This is a genomic window from Victivallis vadensis (assembly GCF_003096415.1).
In the GTDB taxonomy this organism is placed as follows: domain Bacteria; phylum Verrucomicrobiota; class Lentisphaeria; order Victivallales; family Victivallaceae; genus Victivallis; species Victivallis vadensis.
Genome location: NZ_QEKH01000005.1, coordinates 26901 through 43578, shown reverse-complemented (window position 1 = coordinate 43578; position 16678 = coordinate 26901). Strand labels below are relative to the sequence as shown.

At 62.4% G+C, this 16678-nt stretch carries 12 protein-coding genes; 2 read left to right on the top strand and 10 right to left on the bottom strand.

Annotated elements, in window-relative coordinates; all coding sequences use genetic code 11:
* Positions 1-21 precede the first annotated feature (21 nt).
* Complete coding sequence (locus C8D82_RS21545) at positions 22-1161, bottom strand: prepilin-type N-terminal cleavage/methylation domain-containing protein (protein WP_116883032.1); 1140 nt, start codon at positions 1159-1161, stop codon at positions 22-24.
* A 274-nt stretch (positions 1162-1435) separates the two neighbouring features.
* On the opposite strand from C8D82_RS21545, the gene C8D82_RS04260 reads away from it, so the two are divergent.
* Entirely contained in the window at positions 1436-2575 is a 1140-nt protein-coding gene (locus C8D82_RS04260) for a GntR family transcriptional regulator (RefSeq protein ID WP_116883031.1), read from the top strand.
* Between the two features lie 3 nt (positions 2576-2578).
* Here the strand turns inward: C8D82_RS04260 and C8D82_RS04255 are convergent, their stop codons facing one another.
* The 6 genes from C8D82_RS04255 to C8D82_RS04230 all read right to left on the bottom strand — a co-directional run bounded on the left by C8D82_RS04255 (position 2579) and on the right by C8D82_RS04230 (position 8225).
* Positions 2579-4114 (bottom strand): glutamate ligase domain-containing protein, encoded by a 1536-nt coding sequence (locus C8D82_RS04255; protein ID WP_116883030.1) that lies wholly within the window; start codon positions 4112-4114, stop codon positions 2579-2581.
* A gap of 78 nt (positions 4115-4192) precedes the next feature.
* A complete protein-coding gene (locus C8D82_RS04250; RefSeq protein ID WP_116883029.1) occupies positions 4193-4378 on the bottom strand; it encodes a hypothetical protein in 186 nt (61 codons plus the stop codon).
* A gap of 26 nt (positions 4379-4404) precedes the next feature.
* Positions 4405-6261 carry a peptidoglycan D,D-transpeptidase FtsI family protein gene (locus C8D82_RS04245; RefSeq protein WP_116883028.1) on the bottom strand — a complete coding sequence of 619 codons (1857 nt, stop codon included), beginning with the start codon at positions 6259-6261 and terminating at the stop codon, positions 4405-4407.
* A 25-nt stretch (positions 6262-6286) separates the two neighbouring features.
* A complete protein-coding gene (locus tag C8D82_RS04240; protein ID WP_116883027.1) occupies positions 6287-6715 on the bottom strand; it encodes a hypothetical protein in 429 nt (142 codons plus the stop codon).
* A 48-nt stretch (positions 6716-6763) separates the two neighbouring features.
* Entirely contained in the window at positions 6764-7708 is a 945-nt protein-coding gene (gene rsmH, locus C8D82_RS04235; RefSeq protein WP_116883026.1) for a 16S rRNA (cytosine(1402)-N(4))-methyltransferase RsmH, read from the bottom strand.
* A gap of 7 nt (positions 7709-7715) precedes the next feature.
* Positions 7716-8225 (bottom strand): division/cell wall cluster transcriptional repressor MraZ, encoded by a 510-nt coding sequence (locus C8D82_RS04230; protein ID WP_116883025.1) that lies wholly within the window; start codon positions 8223-8225, stop codon positions 7716-7718.
* A 1404-nt stretch (positions 8226-9629) separates the two neighbouring features.
* Here C8D82_RS04230 and C8D82_RS04220 point away from each other — a divergent pair.
* Positions 9630-11612, top strand: a complete 1983-nt coding sequence (locus C8D82_RS04220; protein ID WP_165832822.1) for a glycosyltransferase family 39 protein — start codon at positions 9630-9632, stop codon at positions 11610-11612.
* Between the two features lie 68 nt (positions 11613-11680).
* Here C8D82_RS04220 and C8D82_RS04215 read toward each other — a convergent pair whose 3' ends face one another.
* From C8D82_RS04215 to C8D82_RS04205, 3 genes are all read right to left on the bottom strand, one after another.
* Positions 11681-14362 (bottom strand): glycoside hydrolase family 38 N-terminal domain-containing protein, encoded by a 2682-nt coding sequence (locus C8D82_RS04215; RefSeq protein ID WP_116883022.1) that lies wholly within the window; start codon positions 14360-14362, stop codon positions 11681-11683.
* A gap of 416 nt (positions 14363-14778) precedes the next feature.
* Complete coding sequence (locus C8D82_RS04210) at positions 14779-15651, bottom strand: class II fructose-bisphosphate aldolase (RefSeq protein WP_116883021.1); 873 nt, start codon at positions 15649-15651, stop codon at positions 14779-14781.
* Between the two features lie 95 nt (positions 15652-15746).
* A complete protein-coding gene (locus C8D82_RS04205; protein ID WP_116883020.1) occupies positions 15747-16616 on the bottom strand; it encodes an AraC family transcriptional regulator in 870 nt (289 codons plus the stop codon).
* Positions 16617-16678: the final 62 nt, after the last annotated feature.

Below are 16678 nucleotides of genomic sequence, written 5' to 3'. Positions count from 1 at the left end.
GTAAAAATCCTTTCCTGAAATTTATTTTTTGACGTAGGCGGAATTGATGACAAGGGCCTTGAAGCCGTATTCCCACAACTCGGTTTTTCCCTGAGCGGCGGCGTGTCCGTCGGCGAAACCGCCGGAGGCCCGGTTGCCGTGCTGCAGGGCGACGCCGACGCTTTCGGAACTGCTGATGGAGTGCGGGTCGAATACGGTATCCCCTTTGCCCTTGTTGCTTCCGGCGCAGTAAAGGGTGTCGGTCAGCAGCATCAGGCCGGAGGGATTCTTCATCCGGGCCGTCGCGTAGTAGATGCCGTCATTGGGCACCTCCTTCAGGTATTTGCCGAACCTCTCTTTATTCGTTTCATAGAATGAATAGTTGCCGAGGTTGGCGCGGTACATGCCGTAGGTGTTCCAGTAGTCGCCCCGGGCCGTGAGCGAAGGGCAGAAAAGCGTCTTCTGTGTCGTGAACTCCTGCTCCTTCAGCACCTGTCCCCACGGCCGGTTGGGCGGATTGGTGGTCTTGACCACCAGCCAGCCGTCGAAAGCGTCGGAGTAGAGGATATGCGCCCGCGTCAACTGGCCGATCTGATTCAGGCAGCTGATGCCGCGCGCCTTTTCCCGCGCCTGATTCAGCGCCGGCAGCAGCATCGCCGCCAGAATCGCGATGATTGCGATCACTACGAGCAGCTCAATAAGGGTAAACGGCCTTACATGGCGGTATGCGGGGGGCGTATCCGCCGCCCCCCGCGCCCCCTGCGTCCGGCAAGGTGCCGGTGCCGGGTACGGGACAGTCGACAGGCGGTGGCGCGGTCGGCCGGCGGGGAAGGAAGATCCGCAATAACGTGAAGTTGTCTTCCCGCTTTTTTGCGGAAAGACAACTTCACGTTTTTGCTCCGACTTGCCGCTTGCAGAGCATTGGCCAAGGCGTAAGAGCCTGCGAAGAATGAGAGAGATGTTCAGATTGGTTGGTACGGGGAGAGACGCGGCGCAAATCGCCGCTTTCTCTCCCCCGAACCCCTCTCTTTTACGCAGAGCGGCATATGGGGATAGATAGTATATTTTACAAGTTGTGTTCACGAGCAGCTCAATCAGGGTGAAATTTGCGATTGCCTGTTTCAGGCGGCAGACGGCGTCTGCTGACGGCGCGGCTGAAGTCGGATGCCGGAAGCGTTTCATTGTTTTGAGACTCCTGTATCAAGTTGGTTGGACTTTTGAATCTAAATGATTATGTTTTGTTTTTGTATTGTCTGCTATAAGTATACCAAACAATTATCGTTTTGTCAATATCGGAATGGATTTTTTTTGAGTTTTTTCTCTGTATTGGGCTGGAATGATGAATTTTTCGGAAAAAATCATAAAAGATTAGCAAATGACTTGCAAAAGCATGTTTTGTTTGGTATAATATACAAAGGAAATAAAATGATAACCTTTTAGCGAGGAAGCCGCATCCATGTCGGACAAACTGATTTATCTGCGCATCGAGGAGGAGATCCGGAACCGGATCGCTTCGGGGGTCTATCCGCCGGGCAGCCAATTGCCGACGGAAAAGGAGCTGGTCGATGAATTTCAGGTGAGCCGCCTGACTATCAGCAAGAGCCTCTCCAACCTGGTCGGGGAGGGGCTGGTCACCCGCACCCGCGGCCGAGGCTCCTTCATCAACCGTCCCGTGGGCGCCCCGGTGCGGCGGGCGGAGGGCAGGCCGGAGAAGGAACCGGGGATTTTCAAATTCATCAGTCCGCCTGTTTCGGTCGGGGACGACGCGCAGGTGCGGCACGGCATTCTTGAGGGGATGCGCGACACGGTGCGTTCGGCGGGTTATACGGTGGGTGTTGATTTTTTCAACAGCGTGGATGAGGAACTGGAGCTGCTGCGCGAGTATTCGCGTCCGCTGAACGACGGATTCGTGATCTGGTCGGTCCAGCATCCCGCGATCGCGGAGCAGCTGGCGGCGCTGCGGCAGGAGGGTTTTCCCTTTGTGCTGGTGGACAGCTTCTTTCCTGATTCGCCGGGGGACAGCGTGCTGACCGACAATGCGGCGGGAGCCGAGACGGTGGTCCGCCATCTTTATGAACTCGGCCACTGCCGGATCGCCTATCTGAGCGCCCCGGTCAGCCGGGTCAGCCTCTCCGAGCGCCTGGCCGGGGCGGTCGGCGCATTCGCCCGCTGCGGCCTTGAAATCGACGGACGGCTCGGCATCATTCCCGGCGCTGAAACGGTCAACGTGCAGGAGATGAATGGCTCCCAGCAGGAGTTCGTGCGCAACTGGCTGCGCGGCCAGCTCAACGGACCGCTGCCGCCGACCGCGGTTTTCTGCAGCAACGACACGCTGGCGGTGACGGTCTGCCGGATGCTTGAAGAGTATAAAATCCGGGTGCCGGACGAGGTCAGCGTAGTCGGCTTCGACAACATCAACCTCGGCGCGTGGCTGCCGGTGCCGCTGACCACGGTCGCGCACGACTTCTACCGGATCGGCCGCCTGGCCGGAAGCATCCTGCTCAAACGCAGACAGGGCGGCGACCCGATGCCGCTGCAGTACCGGGTGCCGCCCGAGTTGATCGTGCGCGGTTCCACCTGCGCCGTCAGGGCGTGAACTTCAGGGTTTTTCGCCGGTCAGTGAAGCGGCGTAGTCGCTGAGCGAATTGTCGCGCGCCCCCATGATCACGATCGTGTCGCCGGGCTTGCTCTGCAGCAGCAGGAAATCGGTCAGCAGTTCCCGGTTCGGGAAGTACATGAAACGCTCCGGGCGGCGGCAGCGGCTCTGCCAGTCGGCCAGCACCTCCTCCGGCTTCGGCCTGAAGCTGGAGGTGCCGCCCGCATAATACGGCGGCAGCAGGATGAAGCGGTCGTTATTGCGCAGTTCCGGCTCGATTTCGAGATAGAGCTGGTCGCGCATGAAGCCGAAGGGGGCGTAGCCGTGCGGCTGGAACACCGCGTAGATATTGCCGTCGCCCATCTCGCGCATCGCGCGGAAGCAGGAGACGATTTTTTCCGGATTGTGCGCGTAGTCGTCGTAGACCGTCGCCCCGGAAGCGGTAAGCCCGGCGTAATCGTTGCGCCGCCAGACGCCGTCGAACCGTTCCAGCGCCTCAATCGTTTCGGCGGGATCAAAGCCAATCCACTCCAGCAGCGCGTCGATCGCGAGTGCATTCATCGCCATGTGAAAGCCGGGCTGCGGCAACTCCAGTTTGCGGCCGCCGGTGAAACGGGCCACCGGGAGGCGGCTCTCCAGCCGGAACCCTTCGGAACGCATTCCGTAGATCGACAGCAGATTGGTCGCGCCGATGGTGTCGGTGACCGCCCGGTCGCCGGAGGGGGCGAGCCGTTCGCGCCGCCCTCCCTGGCTGTAGATCGCGTCGGTGCGGGTCAGGATGCGGTACTCCTCGATTGCGAACTGCGAATCCGGCCGGGGAGAGGCGTCGATGACCCGTACCGGAAAGCCGGGCTTCAGGCGGGGCCGGACCAGTTCATAGACCTCGCGTTCCAATACCGCGCCTTTTTTCACTTTTGCCAGAAACTCCCCGAACACCCGGACCAGCTCGTCTTTTTCGTAGTGGTCGCAGCCGAGGTTCAGGATAATCGCGTAGTCGGGGGAGTAGTTCACAAGGCTCTTGTCGCTCTCATCCGCTTCGAATACGAAGTACTTTCCGGCTCCGTGACGGTAATTGCCCGCGTACCTGCCGCCGGTGAAGCGCTTGATCAGCGCGCCGTCGAGGCAGGAGGGATCGGCCCCGAGATTGGTCAGCGCCTCGGCCAGATAGGCGGTCACGGTGCTTTTGCCGCAGCTGCCGGTGACGGCGATGGAACACTCGAAACCGGATTCGCGTATCACGCGCTCAAGCAACTGCGAACGGTGGATGCGGTCGATTCCGGCGCCCGCGACGAAGTCGGCGTTGCCTTCTTCGATCGCGGTGGAATAGACCAGGAGATCGGGGCGGCCGTCCCGGATATAGGAGCCGTCCTGCGGATAGATGCGGATGCCCTGAAGTTCGAGCGCGTCGATGATACGGCGGTTTTTGGGGCGCTCCGCGCCGCGGTCGCTGCCGGTCACGGTGTACCCGGAATCCGCGCACATCGCGGCCAGCCCGCTCATGCCGATTCCGCCGATTCCGATAAAATGCAGATGTGTCATAGTCAAACTCTTTATCTGTGATGCAGTTTTCCGGTTGTCCGGCAGGCACGTTCCGCACGGACGCCATGCCGCCTTTTCCTACTTGAGCGCGAGTGCGAGCGCGAGCAGCGCGGCAGGGGCGCTGAGACGGAACAGCGGGATCAGGCGGGCGAAGTTCAGCGTGCCCCCGAACAGGTGGGATTTGCGGGGGATCCAGAGCCGCCGGTCCCTGGCGTTGCAGTAGAAAATACGGTTGCTACTTCGCGGTTTTCCTTTGTCGTTCACGGTGAATATCTCCTTTGGTCTGTAAGTTACGGTGTGGTGCGGTTGTTTTCCAGCAGGGCGGGATCGGGCTGGATGTTCAGGTGCCGGAGCACGCGGGTCATGGTCGCTTTGAAGGTCGGCGCGGCGACGGTCGCGGCATAGTAGGAACCTTTGGGTTCGTCCATCGTGACCAGCATCACGAGGGCGGGATTGCGGGCCGGGACGAAACCGACGAAGCTGGAAAAGTACTTGCCGGAGGCATAATGGCCGCGTTCGATGATGCGGCCGTTGGAATCGCGTCTGGTCGGGATGTATTTGCGGCTGGTTCCGGTTTTGCCGGCGACTTCGTAGCCGGGGATGGCGGCTTTCACGGCGGTGCCGCCCTTCTGGGTTACTTTGATCATCATGCTGATCAGCGTCGCGCAGGTTTCCGGGCGATCGAACATCTGCACCGGCGGCGGCGAGGGGATGCGGGTCACTTCGCCGGTGACGGGGTCTTCGAGCCGGTCGATCAGCCGAAGCTGCGGCATTTTGCCGTTGTTGGCGAGCGCACAGTAGGCACGGATCATCTGCAGCGGAGTCACGCGCACGCCGTAGCCGATCGGGAAGCGGGTGATCGAGAGGCCGTCCCATTTCTTGACCGGCAGCACGAGGCCGGATTCCTCGATCGGGAAGGGGAGGCCGGTCTTGTCGCCGAACCGGAAGGTTTTCAGTGCCTGATAGACCCGTTGTTCGCCGAGCATCATCGCGACCTTGGCGGTGCCGATGTTGCTGGATTTCTGGATCACGCCTTCGACGGTCAGCTTGTCGTAGGGATGGGAATCGCGCAGCGGTTTATTGAGGTAGATCCAGACGCCGTGGTTGCAGTCGATTTCGGTCTGGGGGGTCACGAAGCCCCAGTCGAGGGCTTTGCCGATGGTGAAGGGCTTGATGATCGAACCCGGCTCCATGCTGTCTTCGGCGATCCGGGTGCGGGCCGCTTCGGCGGTGAAGGTGGAGCGGATGTTCGGGTTGAAAGTGGGCCGCTGGGCGATCGCGAGGATATTGCCGGTTCTGGGATCGGCGATGGCGGCATACAGGGTGGCGGGCTGCCACTTCTCATAGGAGGCGTCCAGCTCCTCTTCGAGAATCGCCTGAATCGGTTCGCTGATGGTCAGGTAGATGTTCTTGCCGTCGCGGCTCTGCTCGAATTCATGGATGCCGTAGCTGAGGGGAGCGCCGTCGCGGGTGCGCTCATAGCGTTCGCGCCCCTCTTCCGGATTCATCTGGGCGTTCATCTGTCTTTCGAGTCCGATCTGGGGCACGTCGACGTCGTCGACCACGTTGGTGTAACCGAGAACGTTGGAGAGCAAAGACCCTTTGGGATAGGTTCGCATATAGGAGTCTTTGTAGACGAGGGCGTAAATTTTATTGAGCTTGGTCTGCTCCTTGATTTTAGCGGCGGCCTGCAGCGAGGTGTTGCGGTCGATCATCGCGTACCGGTTCGGGACGAGGTCGGGGGAGCCGTCCGGCCGGTAGAGCAGCTTGCCGTCGCGGCCGCGGCGCTGCCGGACCGGGTTGAGCTTGCGGTAAAAGGAGTCGTAGGTGTCGTCCAGATGTTTCGCCAGGATGAACGCCAGCTTGCGGCGCTGCGCGTCGCCGGTCAGGTTGAACGGATCGCAGGTGATGCTGACGCAGGGACTGTTGCTGACCAGCAGATTGCCGTGAACGTCGAAGATTTCGCCGCGTTTGCCGGTGGTGACCCGGGTGGTGGTGTAGCGTTTGCGCGCTTCCTGCAGGTAGAATTCATGATCGATGACCTGGACATAATAAAAGCGTGCAATCAATCCGAGCATGATCGGGATCAGGATCACTGCCGCCAGAATCCTGATCCGTCTTCGTATTTTGTCGTTGGTACTGAGCATGAAAGGGGAACTCCGCAGGGGAACGTCAGTTGCGGATCACTCCGCTGCCCGGGGTGCGGACCGCGGCGACCGATTCCAGCGGAATGCGGGCGGCCTGGTCAGGGGTCAGGATCGACATGGTCGCGACCTGTCCCGGATTCGGACCGTGCAGTTTGAGATCGAAACGCGCGATCATGTTCTTGATGTGCGGCCACGCCATCAGCTGCTCGCGCTGAATGCGGAGCTGGGCGATCTCGCGCTCGGTTTCATGGAGCACGCGTTCGGTTTTGCGGATCTGCCGCTGGGTTTCGGCGATCTTCTGGTTGAGATAGATGTAGACGTTCAACAGCGCCGCGACGGCGGCGGCGGCGAACAGGAATTTCCCTACCATGGCCAGCTTGCCGCTGACCGGCGAATGCTGCGGCGTACGCACTTTCGTCCGTGTGCTCCTCTGATTGGCGGATTGGATGTTCATGACTGTGTTCCCCCTCGTTCCTCTATATGCTCAAATAATTTTTTCAATTCAAACCAGTTTTTCGGCCGCCCGAAGCCGGGCCGGAGCCGAACGGCGGTTTTCCGCCAATTCATCTTCCCGGGCCGTGACCACCTTGTTGGTCAACACCTTCAGCGTCGACTGCTTGCCGCAGACGCAGACCGGCAGCCCGGGCGGACAAATGCAGCTGGCCGCCGCGTCCCGGAAATAGTTCTTCACAATCCGGTCTTCCAGCGAATGGAAGCTGATCACCACGATCCGGCCGCCCTTTTTCAGCAGCTTTTCCGCTGCCGGAAGCGCCCGCTCCAGTTCGCCGAGTTCATCGTTGACTGCGATCCGGAGCGCCTGAAACACCAGCGTCGGGGCCGGCAGCTTGCCCGGCTTCGACTTGCCCAGCACCTCGTCGCACAGCCCGACCAGATCGGCCGTGGTCGCGAACGGATGCGTTTCGCGTTTTTTCACGATCGCGGCGGCGACGCGGCGCGATTTGTCCACTTCGCCGTATTCGCGCAGCACCCGCTCCAGCTCCTGTTCGCTTGCGCGGTTCAGGAACCGGCTGGCGGTCAACTCGCTGCGCTGGTCCATGCGCATATCCAGCGGACCTTCGGCGCGCCACGAAAAACCGCGTCCGGCATGGTCGAGCTGCGGCGATGATACGCCGATATCCAGCAGGATTCCATCCACTTCCTCCCAGCCGTGTTCCGCGGCCCGTCCGGCCAAACTGGAATAATCGCCGCGCACCAGCGTCACCCGGTTTCCGGCGAAAGCCAGCGTTTCGGCCGCCTTCGCCAGCGCGTTTTCGTCGCGGTCGATGCCGAGCAGCTCCAATTGCGGATACCGCCGGAGCAGCAGCGCACTGTGCCCCCCGCCGCCGACGGTCCCGTCGATCAGCCGGGCCGGCCGGTCCGACGGAAAAGTCAGATACTTAAGCACCTCCCGCCGGAGTACCGGTATGTGTTCAAATGCCGCTTCCATATTCCCGTCACGCTTTCCCGAGGATGCCGCCGAGCAATCCGGCGATGTCGCTGTTGTCGTCGCTCACCTTCTGGATCTCGTCCAGATACATATTCAAACTCTCTTCGTCGTTCGGCATCGTCCAGTTTTCCGGCGCCGTCAGCCGGATATGGGTCAAGGCGCCGATCAGCTTCAGCTGCCCCTTCACGCCGATTTCGTCGAGCATCCTGCGGTCCAGCGCAATGCGTCCCTGCTTGTCGCAGCGGCACTGGCGCGAACGCGAACCCAGATAGGCGAATGCCATCTGCATTTTCGGATTGGCGATCGCGAGCTTCTTCGCTTTTTCCACGAATTCGAGAAAGGTCGCGATCGGCAGCAGCACCAGCGCCTTGCCGCGCGCCGGAATCATCACCAGTTCGGTTTCCCCGTCACGGCTCCGCCAGTCGCTCGGCAGAGAGACGCGGCACTGCGCATCAAGCGCGTGATCGTACTCCCCGAGAAACAATCCCGAAAAAAGACTGGTTTTGGCGGACGGCATACCTAATTCTTCCTATTCATCCCTATCTATACCTATTTTACTACAAAATCCATTTTTTTCAACCGCACTTTCCCTTTTTTTGCAGAGTTTTTCCCGTTTTAAGCCCTTGATTTTTACATCATTCGGAAAACCGTACCGTAAGCCGCCGTGAAAAGGTTCCCCGGCGTCCTCGCTCTTTGCATCTCCCGATAGCTCAAAGTCCCCTCCGAAAATCCCCCGGCCAACCTTGGAGTGCGGAGCCCGAAGGGCTTGCTCCCACTCTGCGGGAGTAAGATTCATCTCCGCTTTCAAGTCGCACATGAGTTTTATGGTTGGCTTGTCATTGCATCAAGAACAGGCGGAGCTGCCCGGAGGTATTGCTTTTCTTAAGCACAAGAACAGGCAAGCTGCCCGGAGGGTAGTGAGCACCGGGCCTCCGGCCTGCGGATGGCTCCGGGGGACGTCGCGCACGTCCCCCGGACCCCCTCGCCGGTGGCGGAGGCCGGTCCGGTTGCGGAGCACTTCCGCTCGCGGGCGCGGCTTCGCCGCTTACTTGTCCGCCTGCGGCGGCCAACCCCTTCAACGCCCGCGTTGCGGGCTACGCCAGGGGGGGCTTCGCTCACTACGTTCGGCTTCGTCACTACCGTTCCTCGTTACTTGCCGGAGGCAAGTAATTCCCTCACATTCGTTCGCGGCGCGAACCCGCGCTTGTTGTGCGCCGCGTAAGCGGTATTGCGGCCTTATTTGTGCGCTGCGTAAGTGGTTATACAGACCGCCCCGATACCTTGCGCGTGCAGGGACATTGGCGTGCGCACCCGGCAGCGGCACCTTGCCGCCGCACCCGGTATCGGACCTTGCCGCACGCGTAAATGGCTTTGCTGACCAACCTTCGCTTGCCTGTACTGGTTGCCCGCACGCCCCCCCCGGAGGGGCATTGGCGTGCGCACCCGGCAGCGGCACCTTGCCGCCGCACCCGGTATCGGACCTTGCCGCCGCTTTGCGTTATCGAGCGACGTGAGGAGCGAGGGTGCAGGGTTGCCCCCCTGCCGAGGGGTGGTCAAGGCGGGGGCGAGGAGCCCCCGGCCTTGCGACGGCGAGGAAGCGGGCATCTTTCCGCAAAAAAGCGGGAAGATGCGCAAAGCGGACGCTGTCCGGCGGGTCCCCGGCTTCCTGGCCTTATTGGCTCTATTACCGTTTAAGTCCTTACCCCAAAGTCAAGCAGGGTGTTTTTCGGCATTGCCGAAAAACACCCTGCGCCCGCACCGGCACGTTGCCGGTCTGGGGGGGCGGGGGGCGAAGCGTCCCCGCTGGGGGCCGGGGGCAAAGCCCCGGGCCGCCGGAGGCATTCCCCCGTAATTTTTGCGTATGGAGTATTGCAAAGGGGAAGAGGGGGGGATATTTTATCGGGTAAAACCGAAAGGGTGGATGATGGGTTTTCTGCATGATATGCTGCGCCGACTGCCTTGGCCGCTGCTGGTGCTGGGAGGGATGCTGATTGTTTATGCAATGCTGCTGAAAGTGTATCTGGTGCCGACGACGGGCGGAACGGATCAGAACGGGTATCATGTTTCGGCGCGGATGTTCAACCTGAACGGAGTGTTCTACCAGAAGACGGCGGACGACCTGCAATTCGTCGGCAGCATGTGGGTGGTGAACGAACGGGGCGAATACTATCCGAAATATCCGCCGCTGTATCCGCTGCTGGCGGCGGGGATGAACCGGCTGATGGGGCCGGGGGGCGGATTCTACGCGACCTTGTGGGGGGCGATTCTGGCGGCGGCGGGCATGTACGTGCTGGCGCGGCGTTTCGTCGGGGAGTGGTACGGAGTGCTCGGGGCGGGGCTGGTGATGCTGTGCCCGGTGTTCACGGCACTCGGAATCACGCGCAATTCGCATACGCCGAGCGTCGCGTTGCTGGTATGGGGGATGGCGGCGGTGATCTATGGCGCGACCGCGCGGCGGAGGCTCTGCCAATGGCTGCTGCCGTTCGCGGGGGGAGCCCTGATCGCATATACGACCGGAATCCGTTACACCGATTTCCTGATGATCTTCGTGCCGGCGGCGTTTGCGGTGCTGTTCACGCGGGGGGCGAGGCGGTGGCGGGTGCTGGCGGCATTGGCGGCGGGAGCGGCGGTGCCGTTCTGTGTGCTGGCGCTGTTTTTGTGGCAGGCCTACGGCGCGCCGTGGCGCACCGGGTATTCGCTGACGGATGAATCGAGTTCATTTGAGCTGCGGTTCGTGTGGGATAATCTGCTGATCTATCTGCCGGAGTTCTTCATGCTGGTGGTCGGCCCGGTCGGGCTGGCGGCGCTGCCGGGCTGGCGTTGGCGTTGGCGGCGGGCGGTGTTCTGGGCGGTCTGGATTCTGCCGACGTTCCTGTTGTATCTGACTTATTACTGGGCGCCGGACGGGGAGTCGACCGGCGCGATGCGTTTCCTGATGCCGCTGATGCCGGCGGTGTTCCTGCTGGCGCTGCTGGGTTTGCGGCGGTTGCTGCGGCTGCTGCCGGACCGGCGGCTGGCGGCGTCGGCGCTGGCGCTGCTGATCGCGGTGCAGGGCATCTGGGGAGTGACCCGGATCACCCGGCTCTGCGAAGGCAAGGCGGCGAACGACCTGCAATATCTGGTGCTGCTCGAATCGATGAAAAACCATATCCCGGACGGTGCGGCGGTGATCGCCTCCGGCGGGCTGCTGAACGAAGCCGATTTCGAGCGGCGCTGGCGGCTCTATCCGAGTTATCTGCTGACGCCGTGGGGGATTCGCAACACGGTGGAGCGTTCGCTCGGCGTGCAGGCGGCGGGTCTGCAGAAGGAACGGGCGCTGGCGCTCAAAGAGAAGCTCGGTTCACTCAATTCCGGGAAGCTTCAGGAGTATTTGCGCGGTTTCTTTGAAGAGTTGGCGGCGGCGGGACATCCGGTCTATTTCGTGGGGCGCGGCAGCGAGGTGAACCAGTTCCGCCGCAGTTTCCACCGCTGGTTCGAGCTGGAAGCCGCCGGGACGGTGGCGGGGGAGCGCCCCGCGTACCTGTTGCGTCCGGTAAAGCGCGACGCCAGCCGGTATCAGGAGGCGGAAAAGAGGCATAAGCCGGTTCCGATGCCGGTCTGGGAGATCGTGCGCCTGGGCGCGAAACGGCCGAAGGCGTTGACCAGCGCCGGAACCGAACAGGAGCTGCGCGAGGAACGCCGGGAGATTCTCGACCGCCTGAACCGCGACAACGATCCCGAACTTGCCCGCGACCTCGCCCGCCTTGAAGCGATCCGGGACGAATCGCAGGAGATGCGCCGCCAGATCCAGCAGCAGAAAAGGGCGGCCGAGGCGCGGCGCAGGGCGGCGGAAAAGCGCAAGGCCGAAGCCGCGAAAAAAGCGGCACAGGCCCGGCGGAAAGATGAGGCGAAGCCGCAGAAGTAGCGGGAGCGGGCCGAACCGGGACTTTGTTGCCGACGGAACGAAATCCCGGGCCGGTTTGCCACCGCGGGTTACTCCCACTCGAGGCGGAGGGTGCGGATCTCGCCGGGATGGAACGTCAGGTTGAGACCGGATACTTCTTCGATTTCCGTTTCGTCGAGGCGGCAGAGCGCGATGCGGCGCGGAGGCGCGGCAAAGCCGAGCTCCCCGGAGACCGGGCAGGCCGTCGGATTGCAGAGCCGCAGGACCGCCGAACCGGGTTTGCCGTCCTCCGCCGGTTTGAGCGCGGAGTAAACCAGCTCGCCGGAAAGGGTGAAGAAACTTTGGTCCGGCCTGCTTTCGACCAGCTCAGAAGCGATCAGGTAGGAGGGAAGGTCCACCCGGAGCTTCTGTTCCGCCCGGACCAGCTCCGCAAACGTGCGTTCCGCCGGGAAGAGGTCGAGCGCGTAGTCGAACTCCCGGTCTCCGGGGAGCTGGCCGTCGGTTTCGCCGTCGGTCTGGACAGTGCGGCGGAAGGCGCGCAGCAGCGTGACCGCGATGGAACGGTTTTCATCTTCGAGGAATCCGGCTTCATGCAGCCCGGCGCGGCTCAGGAAGGCGATGCCGCCCGCCGCGTCGCGCTTGCCGATGATCCCGGCGAAGTTCTTTTCGACCATCTCCGGCTCCGGCCACGGTTCGGAGAGGGTGCCGTGAGTGCGGCCGTCGGGGCGTTCGAGGCAGGCGAACGCCTGCTCCGCGAAGCCGCCTCCGGCGATGCCGGTCGGGAGCAGCAGCTGCAGCCGGTAATCGCGCACGTTGTTATGCACGACGGTGTGCATGCCGACCCGTTCGGAATTCCGGTCGAGGGTCACGGTGGTCACGATTTCGAGGGTGGCGGATTCGCGGCTCTCGCGGATTCCGGCGTAGGATTCGTGGATGGTCCCGGCGAATTCCAGCTCCTGCGGCACTTCGTACTGACGGGTGATTTCAAATTGAATCCGTTCCGGGCCGTCGCAGACCAAGGCGGTCTGGGCGCGGCTCGCGGCGGCGATGCGGCGGTTGCCGACCGGGCGGACGTGGTTCCAGCCGTCACCGATTTCGCGGTCGATGCGGTAGTCGTTGAGCCTGCGGTAAGCGCGCCCGCTGCGACGGTCGGTCAGGTCGAAGGTGCCGTCCGGGTTGATGTCGAGCCGGAGGAGTCCGTTGTCGGCGGAGGTCGGCCCGACGGCAAGCGTCGCGAAACTGCGGACCACATCTTCAGAGGGGCGCAGCTGCACGGTGGTCCAGCCGGCCGCCCGCAGCCGGGTGCGGAATGCGACCATGTAGAGGTCGCAACTGCGCGCATCCTGCCGGTGGAACGAACAGGTCTGGTTGCGGCGGATTGACTTGAGCTGATAGACGATTTCGCCGCCTTGCTCATCGTACAGCCGGAAGCTGTTGAAAAATTCGTAGCCGAACGGCTCAGCCTGCCGTTTCGGATAGGCCGTGTCGGCCGGGAAGACCAGTTCGACCTCGCGGATCTCATCCAGCTCGAAAGGCAGCGGGTTGTAGAGCCGCAGCGTGTAGCAGCCGTCGGCGGCGGCGCGGTTCGGATCGGCGACGCCCGGCTTCAGCAGTGCGGCGCGGTCGGTGGTCTGAATCTCCTTGACCAGGGTGCGGCCGATGTCGCGCACCTCCTCGAAACGGCTCAGGATCTGCCGGTGCACCCGGTCGATCGAACAGCCGCAGATGGAGTCGTGGGCATGGTTCTGCAGCAGGTGTTTCCACTGGTAGTTCAACATCGGGAGCTGCTCGGTCTTTCCGGCGGCGGCGAAGGCGGCGAACGCCGGATCGAGCAGCAGTTCAAGTTCGTTCTGGCACAGGTCGTTGCCCTGCTTGACGTCATAACGCGAACTGAGCGTGGCGCTGATCTGCCAGCCGTTGTGGTCGGCGTGACAGGCGGGCTGGATCTGTTCGCCGCGGATCACCGGGCGTTCGGCGCAACCGAACTCATGGTCGAAAAGCTCGGTGTAGTCGGTGTGGATCACCCCGGCGTCGGGATAGGCCTCCTGAATCCAGCGCAGCATCTTCGACGTATCCGGCGACGGACAGGCATGGTCGAAGCCGTCGGAGAGGATGAAGCTGCCGTTCCAGCGGTTGCGGTCGCGCTCGACATATTCCCGGAGCCGGGTCTTGAACGCCTGTTCGTCCAGCGGTTCGGCGGAGTGATTGCCGCGCACGTCGAAGGTGAATTCGGAGTAACCGCACCACTTGCCGAGGTTGATATGCGGCAGCCGGGTGCCGTCGGGCGCTTCCCACCAGAGCAGGTGCTCCCTGCCTTTGTCCTCCGTGCCGCGCCACGCGACGGAACCTTTGAGCCGGAATCCGGCCAGAATCTGCGGAAGCTGCGCGATATGGCCGAAGATGTCGCACACGTAGCCGACCGGCCACGGGGCGTGCCCGAATTCTTCGGCGACCTTTTTCCCAGTCAGCAGATTGCGGATCAGCGCCTCGCCGGAGACCAGGAACTCATCCGGCATCACATACCACGGGCCGACGTTCAGTTTGCCCGCTCGGATCAGCGCCTCCAGCTTCGGCCGCCAGTCGGGGCGGATTTCGCAGATATCCTCCAGCACGATGGTCTGCCCGTCGAAGGTGAACCGGCGATAGTCGGGATCGCGCTCGAAAATTTCCAGCAGCACCCGCGCGGTGTCGACCAGATACTTGCGGAACTCCTGAAACGGCTGATACCACTCCCGGTCCCAGTGAGTCGAATTGAAGTAGTAGAATTTCATCGTCGCATCTCCTTGGATTACATCGTCCTTGAAATTTCAAACCGTATCCATCCGGCAGGCGGAGGCCAAGTAACGCCGGGGAAAGCCTGCCGTTTTGAAGGCAGGCGGGTCTGCCCGCTCTGCCGGGCAGCAGACCTTGTGCGCTACGCGGCCTGATTTTCAATCAGGCTCCGGCAGCTGGGCGCTGCGCACACAAGTGTCTCCGACGGGCAAGGCGCTTCGCCCTTGCAACCCGACCGGGTAGCACCCGGGGGCAAGTACCGCTGGTAGAGCTGACCCATCCCGTTATTAATACCCCCGGTTTTGTAATTTTTACGCAGTAAAAATTCAAAGCCGAACCCGGCGCCGGCACCTTGCCGGTCGGGGGGACCGGGGGGGGGGGCGAAGCGCCCCCGGCCGCCGGAGGCACTCCCCTGTTATTTGCGATTGCTGCCGAACAGGCGGATTTTGGCGCGCATCACTTCGCGGATCGCCGCTTCCGGTTTCACGCAGGCGGTCACGTCCCAATAGGAGAGGTTCGGGGCGGCGGCCAGTTCGTCGAGCATGGTTTTGTGCCAGGCGTGCATCACCTCCGAACAGATGTTGATCTTCGCAATGCCGTTGGCGATCGCGTTGCGCAACTGATCCTCCGGGGTGCCGGAGCCGCCGTGCAGAACCAGCGGAACAGGGGAAACGGCGTCGATTTCCCGGAGCAGGCCGATTTCGAGTCTGGGGGCGGTCACGTAGACGCCGTGGGCGGTGCCGATGGAAACGGCCAGCGCGTCGCAGCCGGAGCGTTCGACGAATTCCGCGACGGAGGCCGGATCGGTGTAGACGTTGTGCGCTCCGGCGTTGCCGGTGAGTTCGCCTTCGCCGCCGACGGCCTGCGCGTCGCCGACGTGGCCGAGTTCGGCTTCGACGCTGACGCCGCGTCGGTGCATCAGCCCGGCAACCTCCCGCACCGCCGCGATGTTTTCATCGAAGGGGCGGCTGGAGGCATCGAGCATCACGCCGGAAAAGCCGGCGTCGGCGCAGCGCACGCACAGTCCGGTCGTGGCCGCATGATCGAGCATGATCGCGACCGGAACTCTGGAGCGGAATGCGGCGAGCCGGGCGGCGGCGCTCCAGTATTCGATCATCGAGCCGACGAGGTCGGGTTCAATTGCGGCGAGGATCACCGGGGAGTTCTCCTCCTCGGCGACTTCGACCGCCGCGCGGATCATCGCGGCGTTGGAGACGTCGAACATCGGCACGGCGTAGCACGCCCGCCGCGCATCCTGCAATACTTCCTTTAGAGAAACCAGTGACATGAGAGCTGCCTTTCGGATAAAATGTGTCCTTTTTCACAATATACAATGGAACGGCGGCGGCGGCGTTGCTTCTTTTAATCGATTCCGATACTTTTTTACGCGAGAGAGCGTCGGTGGCGGCGGCGGTAGTCGCGGGGCGAAACTCCTTTGTCCGCGAGAAAACGGCGGTTGAAGTTGGAGAGGTTGGGGAAACCGGACTCCTGCGCGATGTCCAGCACCGAGCGGTCGGTGCGGATCAGCAGCTGGGCGGCGCGGTTCAGTTTGAGGCCGAGGATATATTCGATGAACCGCCGCCGGGTCGCCTTGCGGAAGTAGCTGCTGAACGCCGGGGGCGTCATGCAGGCGACGGCGGCGGTTTCGGCGAGCGTGACCGGCATCCCCCGGTCGAGGCGGCGGTGGATGAAGCCGAGCACCCGGTTCAGCCGCTCGTCGGGCGGCGGCGCCGCTTCGGTGGGCGGGGCCGGATTCAGCGAGCGCAGCGGCAGCCGGGCGATTGCGTCGAGAATTTCCAGCAGCTTCAGCAGTTTCGGAAGTCCTTCGAGGTCAAAGAGCGAACGCAGCGGTCCGAGCAGCCCCGGCACATGTTCCGGCGGGACGTGCAGCCCGCGGCCGGCTTCGCCGAGCAATGTGCGCAAAGCGGCGGCTTCGGGGCGGTCGAGCAGGTCTTTGCCGCAGAAGCCGGGCAGGAATTTGACGGTGCGGGTGCGGCTCCACTCCGGCCCGGTGCTGTCGGCGGCGCGGGTCAGGTAGTGGTGCGGCACCATGCCGCCGATCAGCACGAGGTCCAGCTCCGAAAAGGGTTCGAGCGAACTGCCGATGAAGCGCGTGCCGAAGCCGGATTCGACCAGCGTGAGTTCGCACTCCGGATGGACGTGGAACAAACAGTCCAGCACCGGCCCCGTGTTGAGTTCGGTGCTGAACGAAGCCCCCGGCGGAGGCAGGACGGTTTCAAAATGGTACTTCATATTAAAAAAATATCATAAGCGGATAAGAAATCAAGAGTTTTTCCGCGGTTTCCCGCTATAAT

What these genes read in the sequence shown, in the direction of transcription:
- C8D82_RS21545 (WP_116883032.1), bottom strand. Translation starts at nt 1,161, where the DNA reads ATGAAACGCTTCCGGCATCCGACTTCAGCCGCGCCGTCAGCAGACGCC.
- C8D82_RS04260 (WP_116883031.1), top strand. Translation starts at nt 1,436, where the DNA reads ATGTCGGACAAACTGATTTATCTGCGCATCGAGGAGGAGATCCGGAAC.
- C8D82_RS04255 (WP_116883030.1), bottom strand. Translation starts at nt 4,114, where the DNA reads ATGACACATCTGCATTTTATCGGAATCGGCGGAATCGGCATGAGCGGG.
- C8D82_RS04245 (WP_116883028.1), bottom strand. Translation starts at nt 6,261, where the DNA reads ATGCTCAGTACCAACGACAAAATACGAAGACGGATCAGGATTCTGGCG.
- C8D82_RS04240 (WP_116883027.1), bottom strand. Translation starts at nt 6,715, where the DNA reads ATGAACATCCAATCCGCCAATCAGAGGAGCACACGGACGAAAGTGCGT.
- rsmH (WP_116883026.1), bottom strand. Translation starts at nt 7,708, where the DNA reads ATGGAAGCGGCATTTGAACACATACCGGTACTCCGGCGGGAGGTGCTT.
- C8D82_RS04230 (WP_116883025.1), bottom strand. Translation starts at nt 8,225, where the DNA reads ATGCCGTCCGCCAAAACCAGTCTTTTTTCGGGATTGTTTCTCGGGGAG.
- C8D82_RS04220 (WP_165832822.1), top strand. Translation starts at nt 9,630, where the DNA reads ATGATGGGTTTTCTGCATGATATGCTGCGCCGACTGCCTTGGCCGCTG.
- C8D82_RS04215 (WP_116883022.1), bottom strand. Translation starts at nt 14,362, where the DNA reads ATGAAATTCTACTACTTCAATTCGACTCACTGGGACCGGGAGTGGTAT.
- C8D82_RS04210 (WP_116883021.1), bottom strand. Translation starts at nt 15,651, where the DNA reads ATGTCACTGGTTTCTCTAAAGGAAGTATTGCAGGATGCGCGGCGGGCG.
- C8D82_RS04205 (WP_116883020.1), bottom strand. Translation starts at nt 16,616, where the DNA reads ATGAAGTACCATTTTGAAACCGTCCTGCCTCCGCCGGGGGCTTCGTTC.